The organism is Pseudomonas syringae group sp. 243L2, assembly GCF_032587875.1.
In the GTDB taxonomy this organism is placed as follows: domain Bacteria; phylum Pseudomonadota; class Gammaproteobacteria; order Pseudomonadales; family Pseudomonadaceae; genus Aquipseudomonas; species Aquipseudomonas amygdali.
Genome location: NZ_JAWHPL010000013.1, coordinates 39,602 through 52,888, shown reverse-complemented (window position 1 = coordinate 52,888; position 13,287 = coordinate 39,602). Strand labels below are relative to the sequence as shown.

The window sequence follows — 13,287 nt, the reverse complement described above, 5'->3', positions numbered from 1 at the left end:
ACCAATAACAATAAAAGCAGGCAGATCAGATGAAAACACATGCTCTCCTCAGCACCCTTGGACTGTCCTTGATGATCAGCACCTTGACTGCACAGGCCGCGGCACTCTCCAGCGAGCACAGCACTTTCGGCCAACTGCCCGACGGCACTGCCGTCGAGAAATTCACCCTGCGCAACAGTCACGGCGTGCAGGCCAGCATCATCACCTACGGCGCGACGCTGCAATCGCTGCTGGTGCCTGACAAGGCCGGAAAGGTCGAGGACATCGTCCTGGGCTTCGACGATGTTCAGGGCTACCAGAACAACGGCACGGTTTATTTCGGCGCGACCATCGGCCGATTCGGCAACCGCCTGGCAGGCGGCAAGTTCAGCCTGGATGGCAAGACCTACCAGGTCCCGCTCAACGACAAGACCAATGCCCTGCACGGCGGCACTCAGGGTTTTGACAAACGACTCTGGAAGGCAGAAGAAACCAAGACCGGTGATTCGGTCGGCGTGAAGCTGACCTACGTGTCGCCGGATGGCGAGATGGGCTTTCCGGGCACATTGAAAACTGAAGTCACTTACAGCCTGAATGAGAAAAACGAGCTGAAGATTGACTACCGCGCCACCACTGACAAGCCGACAGTGCTGAACCTGACCAACCATAGCTATTTCAACCTGGCGGGTGCAGGCAGTGGTGATGTACTCAAACAGGTCGCCACCCTGCACGCTTCGCACTACACACCGGTCAACGACAAGCTGATACCGACCGGCGAACTGCCTGCCGTCGCGGGCACGCCGATGGACTTCCTCAAGCCCACCGCGTTCGGCAAGCACATAAAGGATGATCACCAGCAGTTGAAATATGCCGAACCCAAACAAGGCGGTTTTGATTTCAACTGGGTACTCGACACTAAGGGTGATGTGAAGAAACTGGCCGCCGAGGTCAGCGACCCGCAATCAGGACGCAGGCTGCAGCTGTTCACCACAGAGCCAGGCGTACAGCTGTATACCGGCAACTTCCTGGATGGCAGCATTCATGGCAAGGCGGGCAAGGTCTACCCGCACTGGGGTGCCTTTACCCTGGAGACCCAGCACTATCCTGATGCGCCCAATCAGCCAAAATTCCCCAGCACACGACTGGACCCAGGCAAAGCCTACACCCAGACCACCGTGTTCAAGTTTCTCAATAACTAGGGACGTTGAAGTCGCCCAGCCCCTGAAACCCAGGGGGTGGCGACTCTCGAGGTTACTGATTGCGCTTCATTGCCGCAGTCAGGGTATCGACGTTGTAACGGAACATCTTCGCGTAGGTTGACGCAGGGCCGTCGGCTGGCGACAAGGCTTCGACATACAGCTCACCGCCTGGCTGGGCACCACTGGCTTCGGCAATCTGCTTGACCAGACGCGGGTCGCTGGAGTTTTCGAAGAAGTAGGCACTGACATGCTCGGCCTTGATCTGACGAATCAGTTTCGAGACATCAGCTGCCGACGCTTCCGATTCGGTAGACAAGCCCAACGGTGACAGGAAAGTCACGCCATAGGCATCGCCAAAGTAGCCGAATGCATCATGAGAAGTGAGGATCTTGCGCTTGGCGGCCGGAATCGAATGAATCTGATCGCGGGCGTAAATGTCCAGTTGTTGCAGCTCGACGATGTAGCGATCGCCATTGGCTTGATACTCGCTTGCTCCTTCCGGGTCGGCTTTCTTCAGCGCGGCGATAATGTTACGCACATAAATCACCCCGTTGGCGGCGCTGTTCCAAGCGTGCGGGTCGACAATACGCTTGCCATCTTCGTCCATGCTGCGGGTCTTGGTCCCTTCAGAGAGCACTACCGGCTTGCCCTTGTAGCCCGACGCTTTGATGAGACGATCCATCCAGCCTTCCAGATGCAGGCCACTGACAAACGCCAGGTCGGCATTTTTCAATGCCTGAGCATCACTTGGCGTTGGCTCGTAGACATGCGGGTCGCCGTTCGGGCCGATCAGGGACTTTACGTGAACACGGTCGCCGCCGACCGTACTGACCATGTCCGCGATGACCGTGAACGACGCAACGGCTTCCAGCGGTTTGGCCTGGGCCAGGCTGGCGAACGCAGACAGCGCCAGTGCAGCTATGGAACTCAACACCATCAATCGTTTCATGACGTACCTTTTCAGTTAGCCAGGTGAGGTTTGGGAAACAGTCGGCGCACGATTCCCGTGCGCCCGAATAACAGGGAAAGGCCGTAGAACGCACTGGCGGTAAGCACGATGGCCGGGCCCGAGGCGACGCCAAGGTGGTAGGAAACGATCAGGCCGATCAGGCCTGACAAGGTCGCCAGCAGTGTCGAAATCACCATCAGGCCACTCAGCGAGTTGGTCCAGAAACGTGCCGCGGTTGCCGGCAGCATCATCATGCCCACGGCCATCAAGGTGCCCAGCGCCTGAAAACCTGCGACCAGGTTCAGCACCACCAGCAGCAGGAACAACACGTGGTACAGCGAGCCGCGTCCGCCGACCGCACGCAGAAAGCCCGGATCGAAGCATTCCAGCACCAATGGGCGATAGATCACTGCCAACAGAATCAGCGTGAAGGAAGCAATGCTGCCGACCATATAGATAGCCGTGTCATCAATGGCCAGAATGGTGCCGAACAGCACATGCAGCAGGTCGACACTGGAGCCATGCAGCGAAACGATCAGCACCCCGGCCGCCAGAGAGGTCAGGTAAAAGCTGGCAAAACTGGCGTCTTCACGCAGCGAAGTCAGCCGGCTCACCAACCCTGACAGCAAAGCCACTGCCAGCCCGGCGATCAGCCCGCCGAAGCCCATCGCGGGCAACGACAGACCGGCGACCATGAAGCCCACTGCCGCGCCGGGAAGCACCGCATGGCTCATGGCATCGCCCACCAGACTCATACGGCGCAGCATCAACAGCACGCCCACCGGCCCGGAACCAATCCCCAGTGCCAGACACGCCACCAGCGCGCGGCGCATAAAACCGAATTCGATAAAAGGCTCGACGACCAGGCTATAGAGCATCATGAGCGCTCGTCCTCGCTATCACACAGCAAGGCGTCCGGGCTCCAGTACTCGGCCATGTTGCGCGCCTTGCGCAGGTTGGCGGCGCTGAGCACTTGCGAGGTTTCGCCCCAGGCAATGGCTTCACGGGCCATCAGCAGGGTTTGCGGAAAGTGCTGACGAACCTGTTCGATATCATGCAGGACCGCGATCACTGTGCGCCCCTGCCCATGCCAGGCGCGCACCAGCTCCAGCAGATCACGGGTGGTGCGTGCGTCGATGGCGGTAAATGGCTCGTCGAGCAGAATCACAGAAGCATCCTGCAGCAGCAATCGAGCAAACAGCACCCGCTGGAACTGGCCGGACGACAACGAACCGACGCTGCGCCCTTCAAAACCCTCCAGGCCGACCGTGCTCAGCGCTTCTCCGGTCAGTCGCGCATGATTGCGTGTCAGGCTGCGAAACGGCCCGATGCTGTGCCAGGCCCCCATCGAAACGGTATCGGCGACGCTCAGCGGAAAACTGCGATCGATTTCTGCGGCCTGGGGCAGGTAGCCGATCGTGCGGGTCGCCAGGCGGCCACGGTCGACGCGCCCCTGAGCGGGCTTCATGGTGCCGGCGATGGCCTTGATCAAGGTCGATTTACCCGCCCCGTTCGGCCCGACGATGGCCGTCAGGCTGCCCGCCTCGAACCGCCCGCTGATGTGGTGCACCGCCGGGCGGCGCTCATAGGCCACAGTAAGGTTTTCCAGAGCAATGGCTGCACTCATGGAATGGCCACCGACCAGCCGATGGCCAGCCAGAGCAATATCAGCACCGCAAGAGAAAACAGGACCCGCTTCCAGGCCGATTGGGCCAGCACGGAGCCTGCTATCGAGGCAAAAGGAGTTTTCACGCGAAAGTAACCTGCAACTATTTGTTACAGTATTACATACCAGTCACGAAAATGTTATTAAATAACATTCATGCGAGATTGTACCTCCAGACAAGCGTCAAATCCTCGCTGCAAATCCTCTATCAGCGCCGACACATCTTCCAGCCCTATGTGCAGACGCAACACGGTATTGAGTTGGCTGCCCTGCTCGCCTTGCCGATTACCCAGTTCGGCAACCGTAACCAGACTTTCATAACCGCCCCACGAAGCCCCCAGACCGAACAGCTGCAAAGCGCTGATAAATCGCTCTGCCAGCGCGGGATTGTCTTCACGCAATTCGAACGATAGCAAGCCGTTGCTGCCGTTGAAATCTCGTTTCCACAGCGAATGCTGCGGATGCTCGGGCAGACCCGGATGAAAAACCCGGCCGACCTGAGGGTGCGCAGCGAGCCACACCGCTACGTCCAGCGCCTGACGCTCATGAACATCCATGCGTGAAGCCAGAGTGCGTGCGCCACGCAGTATCAGCCAGGCATCATCGGGACTGACCGCGTTGCCCAGGGTGTCGCCCATCCGCCCCAGCGGCGACCAGACCTCTTCACGCGTACAGACACTGCCCATCACCACATCGCTATGGCCGCACAGGTATTTGGTCAGGGCCATGATCGAAATGTCCGCGCCCAGTTGCAGTGGTTGGTACAGGTAGCCGCTGCCCCAAGTGTTGTCCACCGCCAGAAGAATGCCGCGGGGTCGGCAAAGGCCAGCCAGCGCCGGCAGGTCGCACAGCTCATAGAGCAGCGAACCCGGCACCTCGGCGTAGACCATTCGCGTGTTGTCCTGCAGTTGCGCTTCCAGCCCCTGGCCATCGGCAGCGTAATAACTGACTTCGATGCCGAAGGGCTGCAGGAACTCCTGCGCCACGCGCCGCACCGGCGAGTAGACCGCATCGGTCAACAGAACATGATCACCGGGACGCAGATAGGCCAGAAACGTCTGCGCCACCGCAGCCAGGCCACTGCTGAACAGCCGGGTGCGATAACCACCTTCAAGTTCTGTGACCAGATCTTCCAGAGCGAAGCCTGTGGGGTTGCCCCGCGCGCCATAACTCAACAAGCGCTCGCTGTCGCGACGTTTACGTACATCGCGCATCTCGCTCAGGCTGTCGAACAGCACCGTGCTCAAGCGCGTGACCGGCACATTCACGCCACGCACCCCGCTACCCTTGAGCGTGCGTGCGGCATGCACCAGGCGGGTGCGCACCAGCGGGTCACGCTCCTTGCCGATTGCGTGGTCGGGCTGCAATGGCTTGAAGCCAGCGATCTCCTCGTCGGTCATTTGCCCCAGCAAGCCGATTTCCCAAGCCAGGTACTGACGTGCAGCATCCTTGTTGCCTGAATGTCGATCGTGGGTAAAGAACAAAAAGTCGATGCATTGCTCATCGGCCAGACTCGCCTTGCCCTCACTCATCGGCAACCCGGCTGCCTGCCAGGCATCAACTCCGCCTTCGAGCAGGCGAACCTGCTGGCGCTGCGCAAACGGCAGTTCCTGCACGGCCAGTTGCGCAATCATCGGGTCGTCGGCCACCAACACAACCGGCCTCGTTTCAAAGGCCAGAGCACTGGCCAGCAACGGACGAATCGACCAGCGCGCGCCATCGATACGGGCCTTGCGATAGCGCGTGCTTGAACGCAGGTCGATCAGTGCCACCGCAGCGTCTTTCAGCGCATCCGCCAGTGCCTGGGCGCCAATGGCAGGCACCTCAACCGCGGACACGTCGCTGACCGTCACATCCGGCAACGTCGTGGGCAATGACAACCCGCTGTCGACACCGTCAGCCAGCACACAAGCGTCATGCCCCAGTTGTCTGAGCCAGCTGGCCACAATCGGTGCGCGAATGCCGTCGGAGTCCAGCAACACAAGCCGCGCGTTACGCACCCCGATGTACAGATCAGTGGCCTGGATGAGCTGCCCACCCGGTGTGTGCCGCGCACCGGACAGGCTGCCTGTGGCAAACTCCTCAGCGCTGCGCACATCACACAGGAACAGACTGCGCGCTGAATCCTGCGCCCAGCGCCTGACCTGTTCGGCGGTCACGGTGTGTACCTGAGCCCGTTTTGCCAGCGCCTCGGCAGCGCTGCGCTGACGGGGTAATGCCGCAGACGCGACCTGATCCGGGTAACGCCGCACGCTGCCGTGCTCCAGTTGCAGATCGGCCAGATACCAGCCTTGAGTGCCGTTTTCCAGAGCATAGACGGGGTTCTTCACGCCCATGTCGATCAGGGTCTGGGCACCGATAATGCTGCGCGTGCGCCCGGCGCAGTTGACGACGATCGGCGTGCTTTCATCACTGACCAGTTCCGGGATGCGATAACCCAGCTCGCCGTTGGGGCAGCACACGGAACCGGGGATGGTCATCTTGCGGTATTCGTCAAACGGCCGACCGTCCAGCACCACCAACGGCTCGCCACTCGCCTGCCACTGCGCCAGCTCGGTGGCAGTGACGTGCGGGGTATGGCTGACCTGCTCGACCAACTCGCCAAATGCCTTGGACGGTACATGCACACCGGCGAACAATTGTCGCCCCGACGCTTGCCAGCCCTGCACACCGCCCTCAAGCAGGTGTACGTTGCAGTATCCCGACGCAACAAGGCGCAAGGCTGCGCGCGGCGCTACGTCGCTACCTGTCTGATCGTAAATCACCAACCGGACATTGGGGTTGGGTGCCAGACGACGGATGTCCAGTTCAAGACGGCTGTAGGGCAGCGTTACCCCGTGAAACAAATGCGCATCACCATACTGGCCGTGCTCTCGTACGTCGAACAGGGCAATTTCCTGACCGTCGAACAGCCATTGTTGAAGTTGCGCCGGGGTGATGATCTGGCTCATTGGGTGGCTCGTTTGAATTGAAGGGAAACAACGCTGAACGCAGGCGGCGTCGGCTCAATACGCCTGAATTGAAGGTGCCATCTGTGAAGCGTTGTAATTGAGCACGCGCCCCTCCTGGTTGACTCCATAGCGGCCGTTGAGCGATTCCAGCGGACGCCCGTAGAGGTGGAAATGCAAGGTCGGCTGATCGCCTTCGACCTTGATGCCGTGCAGGTCTTCACCCAGGAACGAAATCGGCGTGCCCGGCTGAACCACCACTTCTTTTTCCAGTTTCAGCCGGGCAAAGGCCGGATCGCTGCCATCATCGGTACGGGCCCACACGTAATTGATTTCCTGGCCCTGTACCGCAACGATCACCGCCCAGGTTTCATGGTTGTGCGGCAACGTGCTTTTACCGGGCAGCAGCGAATTCATGTACAGCGTCGGGGTTTCCCCATCGTCGTTAAGACGATAGCGGAACGCAGTATCGCCCTCGCCCGGAACCGGTGCGGGAAACTCGCTGAAATTGAACAGGTCGTGACGCTCGGCCAGGGTCTCCAGCAGCGCAACGATTTCAGTCAGGGCCTTACGGTCTACGCCGCGCTGATGGATGATACGTACCTGTTGCAGAAATGTTTCTATTACGTGGGTTCGGTCGTGATGACTCATGCAGTTGCTCCGGTTTTTCAAGTTCTGGCGCTGGAAGTTCTGGCTCAAACGGACAAGCTGTAGCGGCTGATATTGCTCAATAAAAACGGATCGCCTACAGCCGCTTGTCGACGTCCCGATTCGCCCAATGCATGACGCAGAAATTCTGCCGTGCGTTCGCTGGTCGGGCGCTGGAATATCTGCTCGGCGCTGCCGTGTTCGACAATCCGCCCGTTCTCGGTGAAATACACCCGGTCGCTGATCTCTTCGGCAAAGCGCATCTCGTGGGTGACCAGCAAACAGGTCATGCCCTCTTCGGTCAGTTCGCGGATCACAGTCAGCACCTCGCCGACTGTCTCCGGGTCCAGCGCTGATGTCACCTCATCGAAAAGGATCAGTTCCGGGCGCATCGTCAGCGCACGAGCAATGGCCACGCGCTGCTGTTGCCCACCGGATAACTGCCCTGGATAGGCATCAGCCTTGTGTTCCATGCGTACTTTGGCCAGCAATGCACGCGCCTGTTTTTCAGCCTCGCCGCGCTCGATGCCCAGCACCTTGCGTGGCGCTATGACCAGGTTCTCCAACACCGATAAATGCGGAAACAAGTTGTATTGCTGAAACACAAAACCCACGCGCTTGCGCAGCTCGATACGCTCGGCTTCACGCGTCAGCTCATCAACTTGCGTCTGGCCCACACGAATGCTGCCGCCCTGCGCCTGCAACAAACCGGTGATGCAACGCAGGATGGTCGACTTGCCGGAGCCGGACGGCCCGATGATCGACACCGCCTGGCCGCGCTCGACATCCAGGTCAATGCCTTTGAGCACACGGTTACTGCCAAACGACAAGTGCAGGTCGCGCAGGCTGACCAGTGAGCGTGCGGCGGGATCAATGGAAAGCATAACGTCGCTCCAGATAGTGAGTCAGACGGGAAATGGGGTAGCAATAGGCAAAGAACAGCGCCAGCAGGCTGCAATAAATGATGACGGTGAAGCTGGTCTGGTTGACCGTATTGCTGGCGATCTGCGCTGTGTCGATCACATCATGCACACCCACCAGCGAAGCCAGTGCAGTGCCCATGGTGATCACTGCATACAGGTTCATCCACGGCGGCAGCATGCGTTTCAGGCACTGGGGCAGGATGATCGAGCGAAAAATCTGCCCGCGGGTAAACGCCAGCGAGCGCGCCGCTTCCCACTGGGTAGCGGGAATCGACGCCACAGCGCCACGAAAGATTTCGGCCACGTTGGCGCTGGCGGGCAGTGCCAGGCCAAGGGTGACTTTCACCCAGTCAGGAAAGGCAATGTAAGTCCCGGCGACTTTTATCTCGAACGGAAAAACATAGGTAGTAAAGTAGATCAGCACCAGCCAGGGCGCGTTACGAAACACCTGCACCCAGAGCCGTGCCGGCAGACGCAGCAACCTGAATGGCGAAAGCCCCAGCGCCCCGACCAACAGGCCGAATATCGAACCCAGAGCGATGGCGACCAGGCTGATCAGAATGTTCTGTGCAAATCCGGCCGCCAGCGCAGGCGACCATTGCAGCAGCGCGCTGAACACCGGACTTTCCGCAGTCCACCACGCCAGCGCGATCACCAGTAGCACCAACAGGCTTAGTGAAACCAGGTGACGACGCGACCACGCAGGGAGCGTCGTCAGTGAAGAATCAATCGCCATAACCGGGCATCCTCAAACGGGCTTCCAGGGCACGCCCCGCACAATTGACCGCAAAGCTGAGTAACGCGAAAAAGCTCAGCAGAAGAATCATCAGTTCCAGCACGTTGTCACTCTGTGTCCAGATCATGATTGATGCGTAAGTGATGTCATTCACCGCAATGGCCGACGCCACGGCGGTCATCTTCACCAGATCAATCAGGTTGTTGACCAACGACGGCAAAGCGAAACGCACGGCCAGCGGCAACTGGACGTTCCACAACAACTGGCGACTGTTAAAGGCCAGTGAACTGGCAGCTTCCAGGGTCACGGCGGGCACTGCCTCGATACCGGCCCGCAGCGCTTCGGCGTGGAATGCACCCTTATGCAGGGAAATCACGATCACCACCCAGGCGAAAGGCGTCAACGGGTTCGCTGCACCGACCGCCTGGGTCAGCAGCATGTTCAACACCAGAAAAGCGCAGTACAGCTGCACCAGCGTCGGTGTGTTGCGAGTCACTTCGATAAATACCCGCGCAGGCACTGCCAGCCAGGTCTTGCCCGAGGTCAGCATTGCCGCCAGACCGACACCCGTCAGCAAGCTGCCAATGATGGTGAACAGGCACAACCACAGGGTTGTGACGGCCCCCTCCAGCATCGTGCCGCGCTGATAGGCATCGAGCAAAAAGGTGTAGTTCAAACCGACGCTGGCCGCCCACTGCACCCACGACTCAAGCCAGTGGTTCATGTGGTTTCACCGGAATGCAATTGCGCACAGGCGCGGGCAATACGTCGACCGGCTTCGCGGACCGTTTCAGTCGCCGTCGCGATGGACAGCCGAAACCAGGGCGACAAGCCATAGACGCTGCCTGCCACACCGGCCACTCCGGACTCCAGCAGCCAGGCAACCACGTCGGCATCGCTGTTCACGCGCTGGCCGTCCGGACGATAACGCCCCAGCAATCCGGCACAGCGCACAAAAACAAAAAAGCCACCTTGCGGTACCAGCACCTCAAGCCCGGCCACCTGCCCCAGCGCCGCCACCAGCACATCGCGGCGCTGCCGGTAGGCCGCCACCTGCTCCGCAAGAAACCCTAGCCCGCCTTCGAAAGCGGCCAGCGCCGCCGCCTGGCCCACCGATGAAGCGCCCGAAGTCGATTGCGACTGAACGACCGTCATGGCACTGGTCAGGTCCTGCGGACCGGCACCGAAACCTATACGCCAGCCCGTCATGGCATAGGTTTTCGACACGCCGCCGACCAGCAGACAGCGCGACTGCAAGTCCGCAGCTACATTGAGCAGGCTCAGGGCCGCTTGACCGTCAAAGCGGATATGTTCGTACAACTCGTCCAGAAGAATCAGCACGTTCGGGTGACGACGCAGCACGTGCGCCAAAGCCAGTAACTCCTCTCGGTCATACACCGCACCGCTGGGATTGCCCGGCCCGTTGAGGATCAACCAGCGGGTGCGTTCATTGATGTGCTGTTCCAGTTGCTCCGGGGTCAGCTTGCAGCCCTGCTCCAGCCCGCACTCGATGAATACCGGTTCGCCACCATTGAAACGCACGCTGTCCGGGAACGACGGCCAGTAAGGGACAGGTATCAGCACCTCGTCGCCGTCATTCAGCGTCGCGGCAAAGGCATTGAAGATGATCTGTTTGGCACCGTTGGCGATCACGACGGACGCCAATGAGTAATCCAGATGATTTTCCCGTCGCAGTTTGCGCTGCACTGCCTCACGCAATGCACGCACCCCCGGTGTTGGCGTGTATTTGGTATCGCCACGGTCGATGGCCTCGCACGCAGCGTTCTTGATGTGCTGCGGGGTATCGAAATCAGGCTCGCCGGTGGTCAGGTCGAGGATATCGGCACCACCCTCACGCAAGGCCGTCGCCTGTGATTTGGCTGCAGCATTGGCTGACAGCGAAACGCGCTGCACTCGCTTTGACAGAACGATACTCATGTCCGAGCCTCCAGTACCTTGCCCGGATTGAGCAAATTGAGCGGGTCCAGCGCGTGCTTGATACGATGCATCAAGTCCAGCTCCACCGGACTCTTGTAATCGGTCAACATGTCCCGCTTGCGTTGCCCGATGCCATGTTCGGCGCTGATCGAGCCGCCATGTGCATACGCGCTGTCATGCACCAACCGGCTCAACGCGGCGTAGTTGACCATGTGTGCCTCGACGCTGGAGCCCAGCGGATGTGCGACGTTGTAATGCAGATTACCGTCGCCCAGATGCCCGAAGGTGAAATGACGGACACCTGGAAAGTGCGCTTGCAACAAGGCATCGGTGTGGGTCACGAAATCGACGACGCGAGAAATCGGCACAGAAATATCGTGCTTCATATTGCGACCGGCCCGTTTCTGCGCCTCACTCATGTTTTCCCGCAGCAACCACAGCGCCTGACCCTGCGCCAGGCTCTCGGCGATCAGCGCATCAGCCAGCAAACCCTGCTCGATCGCATCACCGAGCACCGTTTCAAACGTTTCACGGGCGTGTTCCTCGCTGCGGTTATCCGACAATTCCAGCAACGCGAACCAGGGTTGCGGTGCGTTACGAAACGGCTGCGCCCCCTGCGTGAACTGCTCACGCAGCAGCGCAAGACAATCGGCGCTGAGCAGCTCGAAAGCCGTCAGCCCAGCGCCAAGGCCGGCGCGGGCGTGAGACAGAAAGGCAACCGCATCGGCCAGGGAGTCAAACGCCAGAAAGGCAATTGCCTGAGCCTTGGGCAACGGAAAAAGCTTCAGCGTCGCAGCGGTGATGATACCCAGCGTGCCTTCGCTGCCAATGAACAGATCCCGCAGGTCATAACCGGTATTGTCCTTGCGCAGACCACGCAGGCCATTCCATATTTCGCCCTGGGCGGTAACCACCTCAAGCCCCAGCGTCAACTCGCGCATGTTGCCGTAGCGCAACACCGCATTGCCTCCTGCGTTGGTACCCAGGTTGCCCCCGATAGTGCAACTGCCTTGTGCGCCCAGGCTCAACGGAAACAGACGATCCGCCTGCCGGGCTGCATCCTGCAAATCTTGCAGGATGCAGCCCGCTTCGACCGTCAGGGTGTCATTGTCAGTGTCGATTTCGCGCACCTGATTCATGCGATCCAGCAACAACAGCACCGCCCGACCACTGGCGTCGGGTGTCGCAGCGCCCATCAAACCGGTATTACCGCCCTGCACCACCACCGGCGCTGAATGTGCCACGCAGAGTCGTACCACCTCGGCAACCTGCTCGGTATCACCCGGATGCACCACAGCAATCACCTGCCCGGTATAGCGCCCTTGCCGGTCGATCAAGCGATCGCTGGCCTGGGCACCCCGCTGCACATGGCTGTCGCCCAACAATTGCTGCAACGCAGCGAACAACGGCTCGCTCATGGTGTGACAGCCAGTGGCGCACTGCCGCGAAACTTTTCATGCAGATCGCGCAGCGCCTGCGATGGCTCCATACCGGTGCGCTTGCCCAGTTCTATCAGCCAGCAACTGCGATGCCAGTCACGGACAATGGCATCCAGGCGAGCCTGAATATCGTGCTCACCCTTGCGAACCCAGATCACCGAGCTGGACGGGATGAGATCGGTCGGCACGGGTATTTCATAGCCGGACCATTCCTTTTCGGACAGCAAGGTGCGCATGGTCGGGCTGACATGCACGGCCGCGACACAACCATTGCCGCGCAGCGACAGCAGCGATTCGGACTGGCTTCGGAACGCCTTGATCTGCGCGCCGTAGAGTTCCTGCAAGGGTTTGATGAAATTACTGCCCTGCGACACGCATACCGGCTTGCCTTTAAGGTCCTCCCACATGCTGATGCCCGAGCCCTTGCGCACCAACGCCGCGCCACCCACTTCTTCATAAGGCGTGGGCACGTAATCCAGAATCTGCGCCCGCTCTTCGGTGAACTGCATGTTGGCAATCAACAGGTCGACCTTGCCTTGCTGCAAAAACTGCACACGGTTGGGTGCCAGCACCGAAACTGTTTCCAGGTCGACACTCAGTCGTTTGGCAAGCTCTTTGGACAGCTCGACGTTATAGCCCTGATGGTTGCCGGTTGCCGGGTCGATAGTGCCGAACGGCGGACCGCTGAGAAGGACTCCCACACTGACCTTGTGGCGCTCGTTGATACGCTCCAGTGTCGCATCAGCCTGGGCCAGACCTGCACACAGTATCAACCCGAGCGCCGTCCACGTCCTGCCCGAAAAAATGCTGCTCATGAATGCCTTCCTTATTGGCCGAGGTCGTACGAATCGGCGTGGGAATG

At 59.9% G+C, this 13,287-nt stretch carries 13 protein-coding genes; 1 reads left to right on the top strand and 12 read right to left on the bottom strand.

Annotated features, from left to right (window positions below; genetic code table 11):
* Window positions 1-29: 29 nt before the first annotated feature.
* A complete protein-coding gene (locus tag RYB66_RS06025) occupies window positions 30-1,178 on the top strand; it encodes an aldose epimerase family protein (protein WP_005777696.1) in 1,149 nt (382 codons plus the stop codon).
* 52 nt (window positions 1,179-1,230) lie between these two features.
* Here RYB66_RS06025 and RYB66_RS06020 read toward each other — a convergent pair whose 3' ends face one another.
* The 12 genes from RYB66_RS06020 to RYB66_RS05965 are packed head-to-tail and all read right to left on the bottom strand — an operon-like array spanning window position 1,231 to window position 13,240.
* A complete protein-coding gene (locus RYB66_RS06020; RefSeq protein WP_016981968.1) occupies window positions 1,231-2,127 on the bottom strand; it encodes a metal ABC transporter substrate-binding protein in 897 nt (298 codons plus the stop codon).
* An 11-nt stretch (window positions 2,128-2,138) separates the two neighbouring features.
* The gene (locus tag RYB66_RS06015) at window positions 2,139-3,008 is read right to left on the bottom strand and encodes a metal ABC transporter permease (RefSeq protein ID WP_002553554.1); all 870 of its coding nucleotides are present in this window, start codon (window positions 3,006-3,008) and stop codon (window positions 2,139-2,141) included.
* A complete protein-coding gene (gene aztA, locus RYB66_RS06010; protein WP_005733071.1) occupies window positions 3,005-3,754 on the bottom strand; it encodes a zinc ABC transporter ATP-binding protein AztA in 750 nt (249 codons plus the stop codon). Before aztA ends, RYB66_RS06015 begins: the two co-directional genes overlap by 4 nt.
* Window positions 3,751-3,879 carry a hypothetical protein gene (locus RYB66_RS06005; RefSeq protein WP_002553552.1) on the bottom strand — a complete coding sequence of 43 codons (129 nt, stop codon included), beginning with the start codon at window positions 3,877-3,879 and terminating at the stop codon, window positions 3,751-3,753. Before RYB66_RS06005 ends, aztA begins: the two co-directional genes overlap by 4 nt.
* A gap of 57 nt (window positions 3,880-3,936) precedes the next feature.
* A complete protein-coding gene (gene metC, locus RYB66_RS06000) occupies window positions 3,937-6,744 on the bottom strand; it encodes a cystathionine beta-lyase (RefSeq protein WP_016981967.1) in 2,808 nt (935 codons plus the stop codon).
* A 54-nt stretch (window positions 6,745-6,798) separates the two neighbouring features.
* Window positions 6,799-7,392 (bottom strand): hypothetical protein, encoded by a 594-nt coding sequence (locus tag RYB66_RS05995; RefSeq protein WP_005744127.1) that lies wholly within the window; start codon window positions 7,390-7,392, stop codon window positions 6,799-6,801.
* 44 nt (window positions 7,393-7,436) lie between these two features.
* Entirely contained in the window at window positions 7,437-8,273 is an 837-nt protein-coding gene (locus RYB66_RS05990; RefSeq protein ID WP_005744129.1) for an amino acid ABC transporter ATP-binding protein, read from the bottom strand.
* Window positions 8,260-9,048 carry an amino acid ABC transporter permease gene (locus tag RYB66_RS05985; RefSeq protein WP_005744130.1) on the bottom strand — a complete coding sequence of 263 codons (789 nt, stop codon included), beginning with the start codon at window positions 9,046-9,048 and terminating at the stop codon, window positions 8,260-8,262. Before RYB66_RS05985 ends, RYB66_RS05990 begins: the two co-directional genes overlap by 14 nt.
* Window positions 9,038-9,772: an amino acid ABC transporter permease gene (locus RYB66_RS05980; RefSeq protein WP_005744131.1), complete on the bottom strand. Its 735-nt coding sequence runs from the start codon at window positions 9,770-9,772 to the stop codon at window positions 9,038-9,040. Before RYB66_RS05980 ends, RYB66_RS05985 begins: the two co-directional genes overlap by 11 nt.
* Window positions 9,769-10,986, bottom strand: coding sequence for an aminotransferase class I/II-fold pyridoxal phosphate-dependent enzyme (locus RYB66_RS05975; protein ID WP_316894052.1), 1,218 nt, complete (start codon window positions 10,984-10,986; stop codon window positions 9,769-9,771). The genes RYB66_RS05980 and RYB66_RS05975 overlap by 4 nt, the downstream gene beginning before the upstream one ends.
* Window positions 10,983-12,404 (bottom strand): FAD-binding oxidoreductase, encoded by a 1,422-nt coding sequence (locus RYB66_RS05970; RefSeq protein ID WP_016981966.1) that lies wholly within the window; start codon window positions 12,402-12,404, stop codon window positions 10,983-10,985. The genes RYB66_RS05975 and RYB66_RS05970 overlap by 4 nt, the downstream gene beginning before the upstream one ends.
* Window positions 12,401-13,240, bottom strand: a complete 840-nt coding sequence (locus tag RYB66_RS05965; protein ID WP_316894049.1) for a transporter substrate-binding domain-containing protein — start codon at window positions 13,238-13,240, stop codon at window positions 12,401-12,403. Before RYB66_RS05965 ends, RYB66_RS05970 begins: the two co-directional genes overlap by 4 nt.
* Window positions 13,241-13,287: the final 47 nt, after the last annotated feature.

Coding starts and splice junctions, on each gene's coding strand:
- RYB66_RS06025 (WP_005777696.1), top strand. CDS start 30: ATGAAAACACATGCTCTCCTCAGCACCCTTGGACTGTCCTTGATGATC.
- RYB66_RS06020 (WP_016981968.1), bottom strand. CDS start 2,127: ATGAAACGATTGATGGTGTTGAGTTCCATAGCTGCACTGGCGCTGTCT.
- RYB66_RS06015 (WP_002553554.1), bottom strand. CDS start 3,008: ATGATGCTCTATAGCCTGGTCGTCGAGCCTTTTATCGAATTCGGTTTT.
- aztA (WP_005733071.1), bottom strand. CDS start 3,754: ATGAGTGCAGCCATTGCTCTGGAAAACCTTACTGTGGCCTATGAGCGC.
- metC (WP_016981967.1), bottom strand. CDS start 6,744: ATGAGCCAGATCATCACCCCGGCGCAACTTCAACAATGGCTGTTCGAC.
- RYB66_RS05995 (WP_005744127.1), bottom strand. CDS start 7,392: ATGAGTCATCACGACCGAACCCACGTAATAGAAACATTTCTGCAACAG.
- RYB66_RS05990 (WP_005744129.1), bottom strand. CDS start 8,273: ATGCTTTCCATTGATCCCGCCGCACGCTCACTGGTCAGCCTGCGCGAC.
- RYB66_RS05985 (WP_005744130.1), bottom strand. CDS start 9,048: ATGGCGATTGATTCTTCACTGACGACGCTCCCTGCGTGGTCGCGTCGT.
- RYB66_RS05980 (WP_005744131.1), bottom strand. CDS start 9,772: ATGAACCACTGGCTTGAGTCGTGGGTGCAGTGGGCGGCCAGCGTCGGT.
- RYB66_RS05975 (WP_316894052.1), bottom strand. CDS start 10,986: ATGAGTATCGTTCTGTCAAAGCGAGTGCAGCGCGTTTCGCTGTCAGCC.
- RYB66_RS05970 (WP_016981966.1), bottom strand. CDS start 12,404: ATGAGCGAGCCGTTGTTCGCTGCGTTGCAGCAATTGTTGGGCGACAGC.
- RYB66_RS05965 (WP_316894049.1), bottom strand. CDS start 13,240: ATGAGCAGCATTTTTTCGGGCAGGACGTGGACGGCGCTCGGGTTGATA.